The 16,681-nt window shown below is 75.8% G+C and carries 2 protein-coding genes; both read right to left on the minus strand.

What is annotated here, in order from left to right; all coding sequences use genetic code 11:
• A complete protein-coding gene (locus ACZ69I_RS15530; protein WP_470832604.1) occupies positions 1-6,231 on the minus strand; it encodes a type I polyketide synthase in 6,231 nt (2,076 codons plus the stop codon).
• Positions 6,224-16,669, minus strand: coding sequence for an SDR family NAD(P)-dependent oxidoreductase (locus ACZ69I_RS15535; RefSeq protein WP_470832606.1), 10,446 nt, complete (start codon positions 16,667-16,669; stop codon positions 6,224-6,226). The genes ACZ69I_RS15530 and ACZ69I_RS15535 overlap by 8 nt, the downstream gene beginning before the upstream one ends.
• Between the last annotated feature and the right edge of the window lie 12 nt (positions 16,670-16,681).

The raw sequence follows: 16,681 nt of genomic DNA on the forward strand, positions 1-16,681 counted from the left end.
TCAGGGGGTGGTCGAGGGGGCGAGGACGGTGCCGAGCCAGTCGGCGACGGCCCGCGCCGTGGTGTCGACGTGCTCCTCCATGAGGGAGAAGTGGTCGCCGGGCACGTCGACGACGCTCCGGGCGGTCGGCCAGGTGGCGCGCCAGTCGCCCGCGTCGGGATCGGGTGCGCCGAGCGGTTCCCGGGCGCGGACGAGGAGGGTGGGGGCCTTCACGTCGGGCGGCGTCCAGGTGTCCAGGAGCCGGAAGTAGCGGCCCATGGCGGTGAGCCGGGTGCCGTCCATGGGGGCGGCCCGTTCCTCGCGTGCGAACATGCCGCCGATCAGTACGTCGTTGAACTGGGTCATCCCTTCGTTGTCCGAGAGGTAGGTGTCGAGCAGCACCACCGCGGCCGGGCCCGCGCCCAGCTCTTCGAGGCGCGCCGCGACGCCGTGGGCGAGGGTGCCGCCGGAGGAGGAGCCGATCAGGACGAGGGGCCGCTCGCCGAGTTCCTCGCGCAGGGTCCGCGCCTGGAAGTCCAGGAGTGCAGACATCCCGGCGGGGACCGGTTCACCCGGCAGGAAGCCGGGGGCCGCGAGCGCGCTGACGCCGTAGCGGTCGCGGAACCGGGCGGCGAAGCGCGCGTACTGGTGCGCGCCGCCCAGCGCGACGACGGAGCCGAAGCAGACCAGCTGCGGGGCGCTGTCGTCGCGGCACAGCCGCAGCAGCTGCGGCTTGGCCTCCGCGGCCAGGAGTTCGCTGCCGGTGCGGAAGTCGGGGCGCAGGGCCGCGGCGTGCTTCAGCAGGGCGATGCCGTCGTCGACCCGGCCCAGTTCGCAGGCCTGCCGGAACAGGGTGCCGACGGGATTCAGGGTGCCGACGGAATCCGGGGTGCCGACGGAATCCGCGGTCGCCGTGCGCTCGGTCGCGGATCCGTCGTCGTCCGCGGTCGCCGTGGCCAGTTCGGAGCGCAGCAGCTCGGCTAGGCGGGCCGGGGTGCCGCTGTCGAGGACCGTGGTGGGGCGAAGACGCAGGCCGGTGCGGGCGGCGAGCCGGTTGCGCAGCTCGACCGCGGTCAGCGAATCGAAGCCGACGGAGAGGAACGCCTCGTCCGCGCCCAGGACTTCCGGGGTGGCGTGCCCGAGCACGTCCGCGGCCTGGCCCAGGACGAGGTCGAGGAGAACGCGCCCGCGCTCGTCCCCGTCGGCGGCGGCCAGGCGTCGGCGCAGGGACTCACCGTCGACCACGGTTCGAGATCCGGGCGGTGCCTTGACGAGGGAGCGCAGGAGCGGCGGCACGGCCTGGCCGCGGTAGGCGGCCAGGTCGAGGTCGACGGGAACGAGGACGGGCCCGGCGGACCCGTCCGCGGCGAGCGCGCCGTCGAACAGCGCCATGCCCCGCGCCGCCGAAAGGCCGCGCACGCCGCTGCGGTTCATGCGCCGCAGGTCGGTGTCGGACAGCTCGGCGGTCAGTCCGCTGCGCTGCTCCCACAGGCCCCAGGCCAGTGAGGTGGCGGGCAGGCCGAGACGGTGCCGCTCCGCCATGAGGGCGTCGAGTGCGGCGTTGGCCGCGGCGTACGTGGACTGGCCGGGGCTGCCGAAGATCCCGGCGGCGGACGAGTAGACGACGAACGCCGTCAGGTCCGCGTCGCGGGTGAGCGCGTGCAGATGGTGGGCGCCGTCCACCTTGGGGCGCAGCACGGCGCGCAGCCGCTCGGCGGTCTGCGTCTCGACCAGACCGTCGTCCAGGACTCCCGCGGTGTGGACGACGGCGCGCAACGGGTGCTGTGCCGGTATCCCGGCCAGGACCTGGGCGACCGCCTCGCGGTCCGTGACGTCGCAGGCCGCGATCGTCACCTCGGCCCCGAATTCCCTTACCTCCGCGACCAGTTCGGCCATGCCGGGGCGCTCGGCTCCTCGGCGACCGAGCAGCAGCAGGTGGCGTACGCCGTGCCGCGTGACGAGGTGGCGGGCGAGGATGTCCGCGAGGACGCCACCGCCCGCGAGCAGGACGGTGCCGTCCGGGTCGAACGGCGCCTCGCCGCTCACGGCGGCCGGTTCGGCACGCACGAGCCTGGGTGCGTACAAGGCGCCGTCCCGCAGCGCGAGTTGAGGCTCATCGGTGACGAGTACGGCGGGCAGGGCCGCGGCCGTCGCGTCCGGGTCGTCGGTGTCCAGCAGGACGAACCGGCCGGGGTGTTCGAGCTGGGCCGAGCGCAGCAGCCCCCAGACGGCGGCGGCCGCGGCGGAGGTGGCACGCCCGGATTCCGTGCCGGGCCCGGGCGCTCCCCGAGTGAGGACGACCAGCGGGACGGCGGCGGACTCGGCGTCCGCGAGCCAGGCACGCAGGCGGTCGAGGACGGCCGCGGTGGCGGTGTGGACGGCCTCGGGCGTGTCGGGTCCGGTCGGCGGTGGGCAGGGCAGCAGGGCGGCGTCGGCGGCCGCGAGGGGCGTGGCGGCGAACCCCGTCGGCAGCAGCCGGGCGTCTGCTTCCGCGAAGACCGCCCAGCGGCCACGGACGGGCGGGGCGGTGGGCTGCTCCACCCGGATCCAGTCCACCCGGTACAGCGAGCGGCCGAGGGTGCGCAGTCCGTCGTACGAGGCCGTGCGCAGGGTCAACGACCCGATGTCCGCGACGAGTCGGCCGTCCTCGCCGGTGATGTGCACGCTCACCGCGTCCGTGCCGTCGGGGCGCAGGGACACGCGCAGGGTCCGCCCCGCGCCCGAGCCGAGGGTGACGCGGCTCCACGAGAACGGCAGGGGGACGCCCGCCGCCCCGTCGCTGCCCGCGTCACCGTCGATGGGGGTGCGCAGTCCGGCCGTCTGGAGGGCCGCGTCGAGCAGCGCCGGGTGCACGGTGAAGGCGTCCTGCACGCCGTCGGGCAGGGTGACTTCGGCGAAGACGCGGCCCCCCAGGCCCCAGGCGGCGCGCAGCCCTTGGAAGGCGGGGCCGTACTCGACGCCCCGGGACTCCATCGCGCCGTACAGGCCGTCGACGCTCAACGGCCGGGCGCCCTCCGGCGGCCAGAGCGCGGGCCCGGCGGGCGTCGGGTGTTGCGCGGCACCGGGTGCGAGGTGGCCGCTCGCATGCTGGGTCCAGTCCTGGTCCGGCGCGTCCTCGGGCCGGGAGTGGAACGCGACCGCGCGCCGCCCCCGCTCGTCCACGGTGCTCACGTGGAGCCGCAGTTGGACGCCTGTCGCCTCGTCGGCGCCGGGCAGGGGCAGCGGGGCGGCGAGGGTCAGCTCCTCGACCTGCGGGCAGTCGAGCAGGGTGCCGGTGTGGGCCGCCATTTCCAGGAAGGCGACGCCGGGCAGCAGGACGGTGCCGGAGACGGCGTGGTCGGCGAGCCACGGGTGAGCGGCCGTCGACAGCCGCCCGGTGAGGAGGGTGCCGCCGTCCGGCAGGTCGACCGCGGCGCCGAGCAGGGGGTGGCCGGGATCGCCCTGGCCGGTCGCGGCCGGGTCGCCGCCGGGGGCGGCCGCGTCCAGCCAGTAGCGCCGCCGCTGGAAGGCGTACGTGGGCAGGTCGACGCGCCAGGCCCCGGTCGCCTCGTACGCGGGCCGCCAGTCCACCGGGAGCCCGGCCGCGTACGCCTCGCCCAGGGCGAGCAACAGCCGCCGCCCGCCGCCCTCGTCGCGGCGCAGGGTGGCGAGCACCTCCACGTCGTGCAGGTCGGCGTCGGCCGCCGTGTCCGCGATGCCGTAGGTGAGGGTGGGGTGCGGGCTCACCTCGACGAAAGTGCGGTGGCCCGCTTCGAGCAACCGGTTCACGGCCGCGTGGAAGCGGACGGGCTCGCGCAGGTTGCGGTACCAGTATCCGGCGGTGATGCCGTCGGCGGTCAGCCAGTCGGCGTCGACGGCGGAGAGCAGCGGCACGTCGGGCGTGCGCGGCTCGATACCGGCGAGCGCGGTGCGCAGTTCGTCCCGCACGGCGTCCACGGCGCCGGAGTGCGAGGCGTAGCCGACGGGGATGTTCCAGGCCATGACGCCCTGCTCCGACAGGTCGGCGACGAGGTCGCGGACGGCCGCGGACGGGCCCGCCACGACCACGACGCGGGGGCCGTTGACCGCCGCGACCTCCACCTCTCCGCCGCGTTCGGCGAGCAGCCGCTCGGCCTCCTGGCCCGACATCATCAGCGTGGCCATGCCGCCCCCGCCGGTGACACCGGCCAGGGCGCGGCTGCGCAGGGCCGCGACGCGGGCGGCGTCCTCCAGGGTGAGGGCTCCGGCGACGCACGCCGCGGCTACCTCGCCCTGGCTGTGGCCGACGACCGCCGCGGGCTCGACACCATGGGCGCGCCACACGGCCGCGAGGGACACCATCACGGCGAACAGCGCGGGCTGCAGGACCTCGACGCGGTCCAGGGCCGGCGCGCCCGGCTCGCCGCGCAGCACCGCGCCCAGCGACCAGTCGAGGTACGGGGCGAAGGCCCGCTCGCAGTCGGCGACGCGGGCGGCGAACACCGGTGAGGCGTCGAGGAGTCCGCACGCCATGCCGGGCCACTGCGCGCCGAGCCCGGGGAAGACGAACACCGCCTTGCGGCCGCCGCGCGGGGCGGTGCCGGTGGCGCCCTCGGTGAGGAGTTCGCCGCGCGCCAGTGCGCCGAGGCCGTCGAGGAGTTCGGCGCGGTCGGAGCCCACCACGACGGCGCGGTCGGTGAACCGGGAGCGGCCGGTGGCCAGGGAGAGACCGATGTCGGCGGGGCACAGTTCGGGCCGGGCCAGGACGTGGGCGTGCAGGGCGGCGGCCTGGCCGCGCAGCGCCGCCGCGCCCTTGGCGGACAGCGGCCAGGCGATGGGTCCCGCGAACTCCTCCCGCTCCCCCGCCGGTTCTTCCGGCGCCTGCTCCAGGACGACGTGGGCGTTGGTGCCGCTGGCCCCGAAGGAGGAGACCCCGGCGCGGCGTGGGCGGCCCGTGGCGGGCCACGGCGTCGCGGCGGTGAGCAGGGACACGCCGCCTTCCGTCCAGTCGACCTGGGGGGTGGGCCGGTCGACGTGCAGGGTGCGCGGCAGCACGCCGTGGCGGAGCGCGAGGACCGTCTTGATGACGCCGCCGACCCCGGCGGCCGCCTGGGTGTGCGTGAGGTTCGACTTCAGGGAGCCGACCCACAACGGCGTCCCGGCGGGCCGCTGCCCGTACGTGGCCAGGAGCGCCTGTGCCTCGATGGGGTCGCCGAGCACGGTTCCGGTGCCGTGCGCCTCGACGGCGTCGACCTCGGCCGGGGTCAGTCCCGCGCTGTCCAGGGCCTGGCGGATGACACGTTCCTGGGCGGGGCCGTTGGGGGCGGTCAGGCCATTGCTGGCGCCGTCCTGGTTGACGGCGGAGCCACGGACGACGGCGAGGACCGGGTGACCGTGGCGACGGGCGTCCGACAGGCGCTCCAGGAGGACCATGCCTGCGCCTTCGCCGAAGCCCGCGCCGTCGGCGGCGGCGGAGAAGGACTTGCAGCGGCCGTCCGGAGCGAGGCCGCGCTGCCTGCTGAACCCGACGTAGAAGCCGGGCGTGGCCATCACGGTCACGCCGCCCGCGAGAGCCAGGGTGGCGTCGCCCGCCCGCAGGGCCTGGCAGGCCAGGTGGAGGGCGACGAGGGAGGAGGAGCAGGCGGTGTCCAGGGTGACCGCGGGCCCTTCGAGGCCGAGGGTGTAGGCGACGCGTCCGGAGGCGACGCTGGGGATGGATCCGGTGCCGAGGAAGCCCTCCAGGTCCTCGGGGACGCGGGCGAGACGGGAGCCGTACTCGCTGTAGATGACGCCCGCGTAAACGCCGGTGCGGGTGCCCTTGAGCGTGCGGGGGTCGATGCCCGCGCGCTCGACCGCTTCCCATGACGTCTCCAGGAGCAGGCGCTGCTGCGGGTCCATGGCGAGGGCCTCGCGGGGCGAGATCCCGAAGAAGCCGGCGTCGAAGGCGCAGGCGTCGTGGAGGAATCCGCCTTCGCGCGTGTACGAGGTTCCCGGCGCGTCCGGGTCGTCGTCGAAGACGCCGTCGAGGTCCCAGCCCCGGTCGGTGGGGAAGCCGGTGACGGCGTCCCGTTCCTTGACGAGCAGTTCCCAGAGGTCTTCCGGGGAGTCGACGCCGCCGGGGAAGCGGCAGCTCATCGCCACCACGGCGACCGGTTCGCGGGCGCCGTCGGCCTCGTCGGCGAGCCTGCTGTTCTCCTTGCGCAGGCGCTGGTTGTCGAGGAGGGAGGCCCTCAGGGCCTCGACCACCTGGTCCGTGGACATGTGCTTCCTTTCGTCCCGCGCCGGGTCAGCCACGCTCGCCGCCGCCCAGTGCCATGCGCACGAGTGCGTCCGCTTCCATCTCCCTGATCGCGTCGGGGTCGTCCGCGAGGTCCGGACCCGCGCTGCCCGCTCCCCCGCTGTCGGCCTCGGTGAGGCGGAGCACCGCGTCCAGGAGTCCGGCCTCGCGCAGCCGCGCCACCGGGACGGCGGCCAGCCGCCGTCGCAGCTCCCGGTCGTCGTCCGGTCGGGCGGGGGCGGCCTGTTCGGCGGGCGGGGCTAGGCGCGCGGTCACGTACGCGGCCGCCGCGGCCGGGGTCGGGTGGTCGAAGACGAGGGTGGCGGGCAGGCGCAGGCCGGTGGCCGCGTTCAGGCGGTTGCGGAGGTCGACGGCGGTCAGGGAGTCGAAGCCGAGATCCTTGAACGCCTGCTCCGGGTCGATCGCCTCGGGGCCGCCGTGCCCGAGCACGTCGGCGACGCGCGCCCGTACCAGCTCCTCGATCCGCGCCCGGCGTTCCTCGCCGCCCAAGGACGCCAACTGCTCGCGCAGCGATGCCACTTGGCTGCCGTCGGCCCTGGCGGCGACGGGCCGGGCGCCGCGCACCAGGCCCCTCAGCAGCGGCGGCACGGAGCCACGCGCGGCGTCCGCCCGCAGTCGGGCGGTGTCGAGCCGTACGGGCACGAGCAGGGTGTCGTCGAGGCCCAGCGCGGCATCGAAGAGCGCGAGGCCCTGGTCGTCGGAGAGCGCGGCGACACCGCCGCGGGCCATCCGCCGGAACCCGGCCCCGTCCAGCGTGCCGGTCATCTCGCTGCGCTGTTCCCACAGCCCCCAGGCGAGGGACTGCGCGGGCAGACCCGCGGCGCCGCGGTGCTCGGCCAGGGCGTCCAGGTAGGCGTTGGCGGCCGCGTAGTTGGCTTGACCGGCGTTGCCGATGACGCCCGCGGCGGAGGAGAAGAGGACGAACGCGGACAGCGGCAGGTCGCGGGTCGCCTCGTGCAGGACGAGGGCCGCGTCGGCCTTGGGGCGCAGGACGCGGTCGAGGCGTTCGGGTGTGAGCGAGGTGACGACGCCGTCGTCGAGGACGCCGGCGGCGTGCACGACGCCTGCCAGCGGGTGCTCGGCCGGCACCCTCGCGAGCAGCTCCGCGACGGCCGCCCGGTCGGCGACGTCGCAGGCCGCGAACTCCGCGTCGCAGCCGAGGGCTTGGAGGTCGGCGAGGAGCGTGTCGGCCCCGGGCGTGGTGGCTCCGCGGCGCCCGGCCAGGAGCAGGTGCCTCACCCCGTGCCGGGCCGCGAGGTGCCGGGCCACGAGCCCGCCGAGCACGCCGCCCGCCCCGGTGACGAGGACGGTGCCTCCGGGGTCGAGTGTCGTGGGACGTTCACCGGGCGGCTCCGGTGCCGGTACGGGGGCGAGGCGCGCGGCGAGCACCTTGCCGTCACGCAGGGCCAGTTGGGGCTCGCGGAGATCCAGGGCTCCCGGCAGCAGAGTGAGAAGCTCCGCGTGGTCCGGCGCGTCGACGAGGACGAGGCGGTCGGGGTGCTCGGACTGGGCGGAGCGCACCAGGCCCCGGGCGGCCGCGGCCGCGGGGTCGCCCGGGCTGTCGTCCGACCCGGTGCGGACGGCACCGCGGGTGAGGAACACCAGGCGGGTGTCGGCGAACCGTTCGTCGGCGAGCCATGCCTGGAGCAGCGCGAGGGTGGCGCCCACGACGGTCCGTACGGTGGCCGCGCCATCGCCATCGCCATCGCCATCGCCGTCACCGTCGGCGACCGGGCACGGCACGAGGACGACGTCCGGCACGGGTGCCCCGTTGTCGATGGCGGCGATGAGGCTTGCGAGGTCTGGCTGGGCGTCGGGCAGCGGCACACCTGCATCGAGGGTGACCCAACGGGAAGGCGCAGAACGGGCGTTGGCGCCGGGCAACGGTTTCCACTCCACGCGGTACAGGCCGTCGTCCGCCGTCGGGGTCGTGGCGGTGCGCAGGGCGGCTACGTCGAAGGGGCGGACGGCGAGGCCGGTCACCGTGATCACCGGACGGTCGGAGAGGTCGTGCGCGGTGAGGGAGACGGTTCCGTCGGGGTCCGGGGAGAGGCGGACGCGCAGGGCGGTGGCTCCGGAGGCGTGCAGGGTCACGCCGGTCCACGCGAACGGCAGCCGCGCGGCGCCGGGCGCGAGGTCCGCACCCGCACCCGCACCCTGGGGCGCCAGCCACAGCCCTTGGAGCGCGGCGTCGAGCAACGCGGGGTGGATGCCGAAGGATCCGGCCGTCGTCTGCTGGTCCTCGTCCAGGGATACCTCGGTGTACAGGTCGCCCCGGTGGCGCCAGGCGGCGCGCAGCCCCTGGAAGGCGGGGCCGTAGCCGTATCCGGCCGCGGCGAACCGCTGGTAGAGGTCGCCGACGTCGACCGTCTCCGCACCGGCGGGTGGACGGCTCCCCCCGTCCACCGGTAGCCCGTCCGCTACCGCCTCCGACAGGAACCCGGAGGCGTGCGGCGTCCACGGCGCGTCGGGCGCGTCCGGCCGGGCGTGCACCTCCACGGTGCGGCGTCCCGTGCGGTCCGGGGCGCCGACGCGCACCTGGAGCTGTACGCCGCCGGTCGCGGGGAGCAACAACGGTGCCTGGAGGGTCAGTTCCTCCAGGACGGGGCATCCGGCCTCGTCACCGGCGCGGACGGCGAGGTCCACGAACGCGGCGCCGGGCAGCAGCACGACGTCCGATACGGCGTGGTCCACGAGCCAGGGGTGGGTGCGCACCGAGATCCGCCCGCTGAGCAGCGTCTCGCCGCTGTCGGCGAGCTCGACGGCCGCGCCCAGGAGGGGGTGTCCGGTCGCGCCGAGACCCGCCGCCGTGACATCGCCGTCGCGCGCCGGGCCCGGCACGGCCCAGTAGGAACGGTGCTGGAAGGCGTACGTGGGCAGGTCGACGCGGCGGGCGGCGGTGCCCGCGAAGAGCGGCGCCCAGTCGACGGGAGCGCCGTGCGCCCAGGCGGCACCGAGGGACAGGAGCACGCGCTCCATGCCACCCTCGTCGCGCCGCAGGGTGCCGAGCACGGCCGCCTCGGCGCCCGCCGACTCCAGGGTCTCCTCGATGGCCGGGGTGAGGACCGGGTGCGGGCTCACCTCGATGAACGTACGGTGGCCCGCCGCGGCGAGGGCGCGGACGGCGGACTCGAAGCCCACGGTGCGACGGAGGTTGGCGTACCAGTAGCGGCAGTCCATCGTCGCCGTGTCCAGCCAGCCGTTCGTCACCGTGGAGTACAGCGGGACGTCCGCGACGGTGGGCTCGATGTCCTTGAGGGCGGTGGTCAGTTCGGCTTCGAGGGCCTCCATGTGCGCGGAGTGGGACGCGTAGTCGACGTCGACGCGCCGGGCGCGCACCCCGTCGGCCTCGCACCCCGCCACGAGCTCGTCCAGCGCGTCCGCGTCACCGGAAACCACCACCGCTGACGGTCCGTTGACCGCCGCCACCGACAGCCGCCCCTCCCACCCGGCGATCCGCTCGGCGGCCTGCCGCGAACCCAGCGCGAACGACACCATGCCGCCGGGCCCGCCGAGCCGGGCGATCGCGCGGCTGCGCAGGGCTACGACCTTCGCCCCGTCCGCCAGGGACAGTGCCCCGGCGACCACCGCGGCGGCGATCTCCCCCTGGGAGTGCCCCACTACCGCGTCCGCCTCGACGCCGTACGCACGCCACAGCCGCGCGAGCGACACCATCACGGCGAAGAGGACGGGCTGCACCACGTCGACGCGGTCCAGGCCGCCGCCGTCGCGCACGACGTCGAGCAGCGACCAGTCGACGTGCGGGGCGAGCGCGTCCGCGCAGGCGCGCATCGAGTCGGCGAAGTCGGGGCTCTCGTCGAGGAGTTGACGGGCCATGCCGGTCCACTGCGAGCCCTGCCCCGGGAACACCAGGACGGTGCGGGCCTCGGGGTCGGCGACGCCACCCGCCGCGGGCAGTGCGCCCGCCACCCACTCCTCCAGGGCGGACAGCAGACGGTCCGGCCCGCCGACGAGGACGGCGCGGTGCGCGAACGCGGTGCGCCCCGCGAGGGACAGGGCGACGTCCGCCGCGTCGGCCGGATCCGCCCGGGTCAGCCGGTGGAGCAGGCGCTCGGCCTGGTCGCGCAGGGCCTCGGCGGACCGGGCGCTCAGGCACCACGGAACGACCGGGACCGTGCGGGCGCGCTCGGGCTCCGGCTGGTCGGGCTCCGGCGCGGCCTCCGGGGCCTGCTCCAGGACTACGTGGGCGTTGGTGCCGCTGAGCCCGAAGGAGGAGACGCCCGCGCGGCGCGGCCTGCCCGTCTCGGGCCACTGCTCGGCCTCGGTCACGAGCGCCACGTCGCCCTCGGTCCAGTCGACGTGGGTGGTCGGCCGCTCAGCGTGGAGCGTTGCCGGGACGAGGGCGCGGCGCAGGGCCAGGACCGTCTTCATGACGCCCGCGACACCCGAAAGGGCCTGTGTGTGCCCGATGTTGGACTTGAGGGAGCCGATCAGGAGGGGCCGCCCCTCGGGCCGGTCCTGCCCGTACGTGGCGAGGAGCGCCTGCGCCTCGATGGGGTCGCCCAGAGTGGTGCCGGTGCCGTGGGCCTCCACCACGTCGACGTCCGCGCCGGAGAGGCCCGCGTCGGCGAGGGCGGCGCGGATGACGCGCTGCTGGCTTGGCCCGTTGGGGGCCGAGAGGCCGTTGCTGGCACCGTCCTGGTTGACGGCGGAGCCGCGCAGCACGGCGAGGACGGGGTGGCCGTTCCTGCGGGCTTCGCTCAGCCGCTCGACGAGCAGCACGCCGGCTCCTTCGCCCATCCCCATGCCGTCGGCGCCCTCCGCGAACGCCTTGCACCTGCCGTCGGCCGCGAGGCCGCGCTGCCGGGAGAAACTGATGAAGGCTCCGGGCGTCGCCATCACCGCGACGCCGCCGACCAGGGCCAGCGAGCAGTCCCCGGCGCGCAGCGCGCGGGCGGCCAGGTGCAGGGCGACCAGGGACGACGAGCAGGCGGTGTCGACGGTGACCGCGGGGCCCTCAAGACCCAGGGTGTAGGCGACGCGCCCGGAGACGACGCTGGGGGCGCTGCCGGTCAGCAGATGGCCCTCCCCCTCCGCGGAGCGGGCCACCGCGGCGCCGTAGTCGCTGTAGTTGACGCCGGTGAAGACACCCGTGCTGCTGCCGCGCAACGACTCCGGATCGAGGCCCGCGCGTTCCAGGGCCTCCCAGGAGACCTCCAGGAGGAGCCGCTGCTGCGGGTCCATGGCGAGGGCCTCGCGGGGCGAGATGCCGAAGAAGGCGGCATCGAAGTCGGCGGCGTCGTGCAGGAATCCGCCGTGCCGGGTGGTCGAGGTGCCGGGGTTCTCCGGATCGGGGTCGTAGAGCGCGTCGAGGTCCCAGCCGCGCCCCGCGGGGAATCCGGTGACGGCGTCGCCCCGGTCGGCGAGCAGCCGCCACAGCTCTTCGGGTGAGGTGACGCCGCCGGGGAGGCGGCAGCCCATGGAGACGATGGCGATCGGCTCGTCGGCCGCGTCGGGACGGGGGTCCGCCACGCCCGTCGACACCACCGCAGCCATCGCCGCCGCCTCGTCCGCGTCGAGCAGGCAGGACTTCAGATGGGCGGCGAGCGCGGCTGCCGACGGGTGGTCGAAGACGACAGTCGACGGCAGCCGCAGGCCCGTCGCCTTGTTGAGGCGGTTGCGGAGTTCGACGGCGGTGAGGGAGGCGAAGCCCAGCTCCTGGAACGCCTTTCCGGGTGGTACGGCCTCGGTGCGGTCGTGGCCGAGGACGGCGGCGGCGTGGCCGCGGACGAGGTCGAGCAGCAGCCGGTCCCGCTCGGCGGGCTGCCGCAGCGCGGTGAGCCGCCGCCGCAGCCCGGAGGCGGCCGGTGCGTCGTCCTCGCCGTGCCCCTCCAGGGCGCGGCGGGCTTCGGGGACGGTGCTCAGGAGCGGGCTTGGGCGGCTTGAGGTGAAGACCGGGGCGAACTGCTCCCAGTCGACGTCGGCGACGGTCACGAGTGTCTCGTCGTCGTCGAGGACCTGCTGGAGCGCCCCGAGTGCCCGTTCGGCGTCGATCCGGGGCAGGCCGTGCTCTTCGAGGTTGAAGAGGTCGGCACTCTCGGTGGACGGCGTGCCGCCCCCGGCCGGGGGCGTCGCCCGCCAGATGCCCCAGTCGACGGTGGTCGCGCTCAGACCGCGGCCGCGCCGGTACTGGGCGAGGGCGTCGAGGTGGGCGTTGGCGGCGGAGTACGCGCCGTGGTCGCCGCTTCCCCAGACTCCGGCGATCGAGGAGAACATCACGAACGCGTCGAGCTCGCGGTCGAGCAGCGCGTCGAGGTGTGCCGCGCCCGCCGCCTTGGCGGCGACGACACGCTCGTATGCCGCCGCGGGGATGGTGGCGAGCGGGGCGAGCGCGATGTGCGCGGCGGCGTGTACGACGGCGGTGACGGGCGTGCCGTCCGCGTCGAGCCCGGCGAGGAGCCGCTCGACCTGGGCGCGGTCGGCCAGGTCGCAGGCGGGCATCGCGAGCGTCGTGCCCGACTCGGCCAGCTCCGCGCGGAGTCCGGCCGCGCCGGGCACGGCTTCTCCGCGCCGCCCCGGCAGGACCAGGTGCGTGGCACCGCCTCGGGCCAGCCAGCGCGCCAGGTGCGGGCCGAGGGCGCCGGTGCCTCCGGTGAGCAGGACGGTGCCTCGGGGCTTCCAGGCGCGGGCGGCGCGGGCGGGCCGGGGGGCGCGGACGAGACGGCGGGCGAAAAGGCCGGTGGGGCGCACCGCGAGCTGGTCCTCACCCTGCGGGCCGCCGAGCGCGGCGCAGAGCCGTTCACCGGACCGGGCGTCGACCGTGTCCGGCAGGTCGATCAACCCTCCCCAGCGCCGCGGGTGTTCAAGGGCGGCGACCATGCCGGTGCCCCACACCTGCGCCTGCGCGGGCGCGGTGAGCGGATCGTCCGGGCCGGTGGAGACGGCACCACGCGTGGCGCACCACAGGGGCGCGGTGACGCCGAGGTCACCGAGCGCCTGGACGAGCGCGAGGGTCAGGGCCGTGCCGGTGGGCAGCCCCGGGTGACGGACGTGCGGCTGGTCCGCGAGCCCGAGCAGGGAGAGAACCCCGGCGAGGGGACGGTCGCCGGTGGCAGTGACAGTGGCGGTGGTGACGACGTCGGCGAGACGTGCGCGGTCGGAGGTGGAGAGCTCGGTGGGGCGGTCGGTCTCGACGGCGCGGCGGGGGCCGTCGGCGCGACAGATCTCGTCGGCGCGGTCGGCCTCGTCGGCGCGGTCGGCCTCGTCGGTGCAGTCGGTGCAGTCGGTCCCGTCGGCGCTACGGCCCTCGTGGGCGCGACGGGCCTCGTGGGCGCGACGGGCCTCGTCCAGTTCGGCGTCCTCACCGATCGCGGGCCCCGTGCCCCTCCCGTACGCCCCCTCTCCCACCCCCGCCGCGACCACCTCGGCCCCATGTGCCCGAAGCGCCCGCACGGCCCCCCGCACCGTTTCGCTCTTCTCGTGTCCCTCGGGGACCAGGACCAGCCACGTCCCGGTGAGCGCGGGTGCCGGTGGGTCGGGGACCGGGTGCCAGTCCACGCGGTAGCGCCACGCGTCGGAGGCGTCCGTGGTGTTGCGGCGGCGCCAGCGGTTCAGGGCGGGCAGGACCTCGCCGAGGGGCGCGGCGTCGACGGCGAGGGCGGTGGCCGCTTCCGGGACGTCGCCGCGTGCCACCAGGTCCCAGAAGTCCGCGTCGCCCTCGACGGGCGGCTGCGGCGGGACGGGCGTCAGCCAGTGGCGCCGCTGCTGGAAGGGGTACGTGGGCAGGTCGACGCGGTGCGCGTCCCACCCCTCGTACACCTTTCGCCAGTCCACCGGCACGCCGCGCGCCCACAGTTCGGCCAGGGAGGTCAGGGCGCGGCGCGGGCCGCCCTCGTCGCGGCGCAGGGTGCCGGTGACGACGGCGTCGGGGACGCCCGCGGACTCGACGGTGTCCTGGACCGGCACCGTCAGGACGGGGTGGGGGGACACTTCGAGGAAGACCCCGTGGCCCTGCTCGGCGAGTGCGCGGACGGCGGTCTCGAAGCGCACGGTGTGGCGCAGGTTCCGGTACCAGTACCCGGCGTCCATGGCCGTGGTGTCCAGCCACTCTCCCGTGACGGTGGAGAAGAGCGGGACGCGGGAGGCGGCCGGGGCGATCCCGGCGAGGGCCGTCAGGATCTCCTGCTCGATGCCCTCGACGTGCGCGGAGTGCGAGGCGTAGTCGACGGGGACCGTGCGGGCACGGACACCGCTCGCCGCGCACGCCTCGGTCAGCTCGGCGAGGGCCGCCGCGGCACCGGAGACCACCACGGACGCGGGGCCGTTGACGGCGGCGACGGACAGTCGTCCGGCCCAGGGGGCGGTCACTTCCTCGGCCCGCTCAGGGGGCACCGCGAGCGAGACCATGCCGCCGTCGCCCGCGAGCGCGGCGATGGCCCGGCTGCGCAGGGCGACGACCTTCGCCCCGTCCGCCAGGGACAGCGCCCCGGCGACCACCGCCGCGGCGATCTCCCCCTGGGAGTGCCCCACCACCGCGTCCGGCTCGACGCCCCAGGACCGCCACAGGGCGGCCAGCGACACCATCGTGGCGAACAGCGCGGGCTGCACCACGTCGACCCGATCCAGTGCGACCGCGCCGGGTGCGCCGCGTACGACGTCGTGCAGCGACCAGTCGACGTAGGGGAACAGCGCGTCCTCGCAAGCAACCATGGAGCGGGCGAACTCCGGTGCGGTGTCGAGGAGTTCGCGTCCCATGCCGGGCCATTGCGCGCCCTGCCCCGGGAAGACCATGACGACCCGGCCGGGCCCGGGTTCCGCGAGGCCGGTGACGGCGTCCACCGCGCTCTCGGGGGCGCGGGCCACCTCGTCGAGCGACGCGAGGAGTTCACCTCGGTCGGCGGCCGTCACGGCGGCGCGGTGCGCGAACGCGGTCCGCGTGGTGGCGAGCGAGTAGCCGACGTCGACGGGGCGCGCCTCCGGATCGGCGGCGAGGCGCGCCCTGAGCCGTACGGCCTGGTCGCGCAGGGCGGCCGCGGTGCGCCCCGACAGCACGCAGGGCACGACGTCCGGGGCGGTGCCCGCGGGCTGCGGCCGCGGCTCGGGCTCCGGGGCCTGTTCCAGGATGACGTGGGCGTTGGTGCCGCTCATGCCGAAGGAGGAGACGCCCGCGCGGCGCGGCGCGCCGGTACCGGGCCACTCTCTGGCCTCGGTCAGAAGTGCGACGGTGCCCTGGCTCCAGTCGACGTGCGGGGTCGGCTCGGTGATGTGGAGGGTGGCGGGCAGCCGTCCTCGGCGTAACGCGAGGACGGTCCTGATGACCCCCGCGATCCCGGCGGCGGCCTGCGTGTGGCCGATGTTGGACTTCAACGAGCCGAGCCAGAGGGGCTGTTCGCCGCGACGGTCCCGGCCGTACGTGGCGAGCAGCGCGTCGGCCTCGATGGGGTCGCCGAGGGTGGTGCCGGTGCCGTGGGCCTCGACGGCGTCGACGTCGGCGGCGGACAGGCCCGCGTCGGCGAGGGCGGCGTGGATGACGCGCTGCTGGCTGGGGCCGTTCGGCGCGGTGAGTCCGTTGCTCGCGCCGTCCTGGTTGACGGCGGAGCCGCGCAGCACGGCGAGGACGGGGTGGTCGTTCCTGCGGGCGTCCGACAGGCGCTCCAGAAGGAGCACGCCGACGCCCTCGCCCCAGCCGGTGCCGTCGGCGGCGGCCGAGAACGGCTTGCAGCGGCCGTCGGCGGCCATGGCTCCCTGGCGGCTGAACTCGGTGAACACCGACGGCCGCGACATCACGGTCACACCGCCCGCCAGGGCGAGGGAGCACTCCTCGGCGCGCAGCGCCCGCGCCGCCTGGTGCAGGGCGACGAGCGACGCCGAACAGGCGGTGTCGACGGTGACCGCAGGGCCCTCCAGGCCGAGCGCGTACGCGACGCGGCCGGACATGACGCTCATCGAGTTGCCGGTCATCAGGAAGCCCTGGACGATCTCGGGTGCGCCTGCGCCGAGTTGGGCGTAGCCCTGGTCGATGGCGGCGGCGAACACGCCCGTGCGGGTGGCGCGCAGCGACGCCGGGTCGATGCCCGCGCGCTCGACGGCTTCCCACGCGGTCTGGAGCAGCAGCCGCTGCTGCGGGTCCATCGCGACGGCTTCGTGCGGCGACACGGCGAAGAACTCGGCGTCGAAGTCGGCGGCGCCGTCGAGGAACGCGCCCTGACAGGGCACGCCGCCCGCGGTGAGCCGCGCGGAGTCCCAGCCCCGGTCGCCGGGCACGCCGGTGACGGTGTCCCGGCCCTCGGCCAGGAGGTCCCACAGCTCCTCGGGGGTACGGACGCCGCCGGGGAAGCGGCAGCTCATCGAGACGACGGCGATCGGCTCGCGGCTGCGGGACTCGGCCTCGCGCAGCCGTCGGCGGGTTTCGCGCAGGTCGATGGTGACGCGGTTGAGGTAGTCGCGCAGCTTCTGCTCGTTCTGTTCGCTCACCGGGCCCCTCCG

It is taken from the genome of Streptomyces sp. NPDC036815 (genome assembly GCF_055609205.1).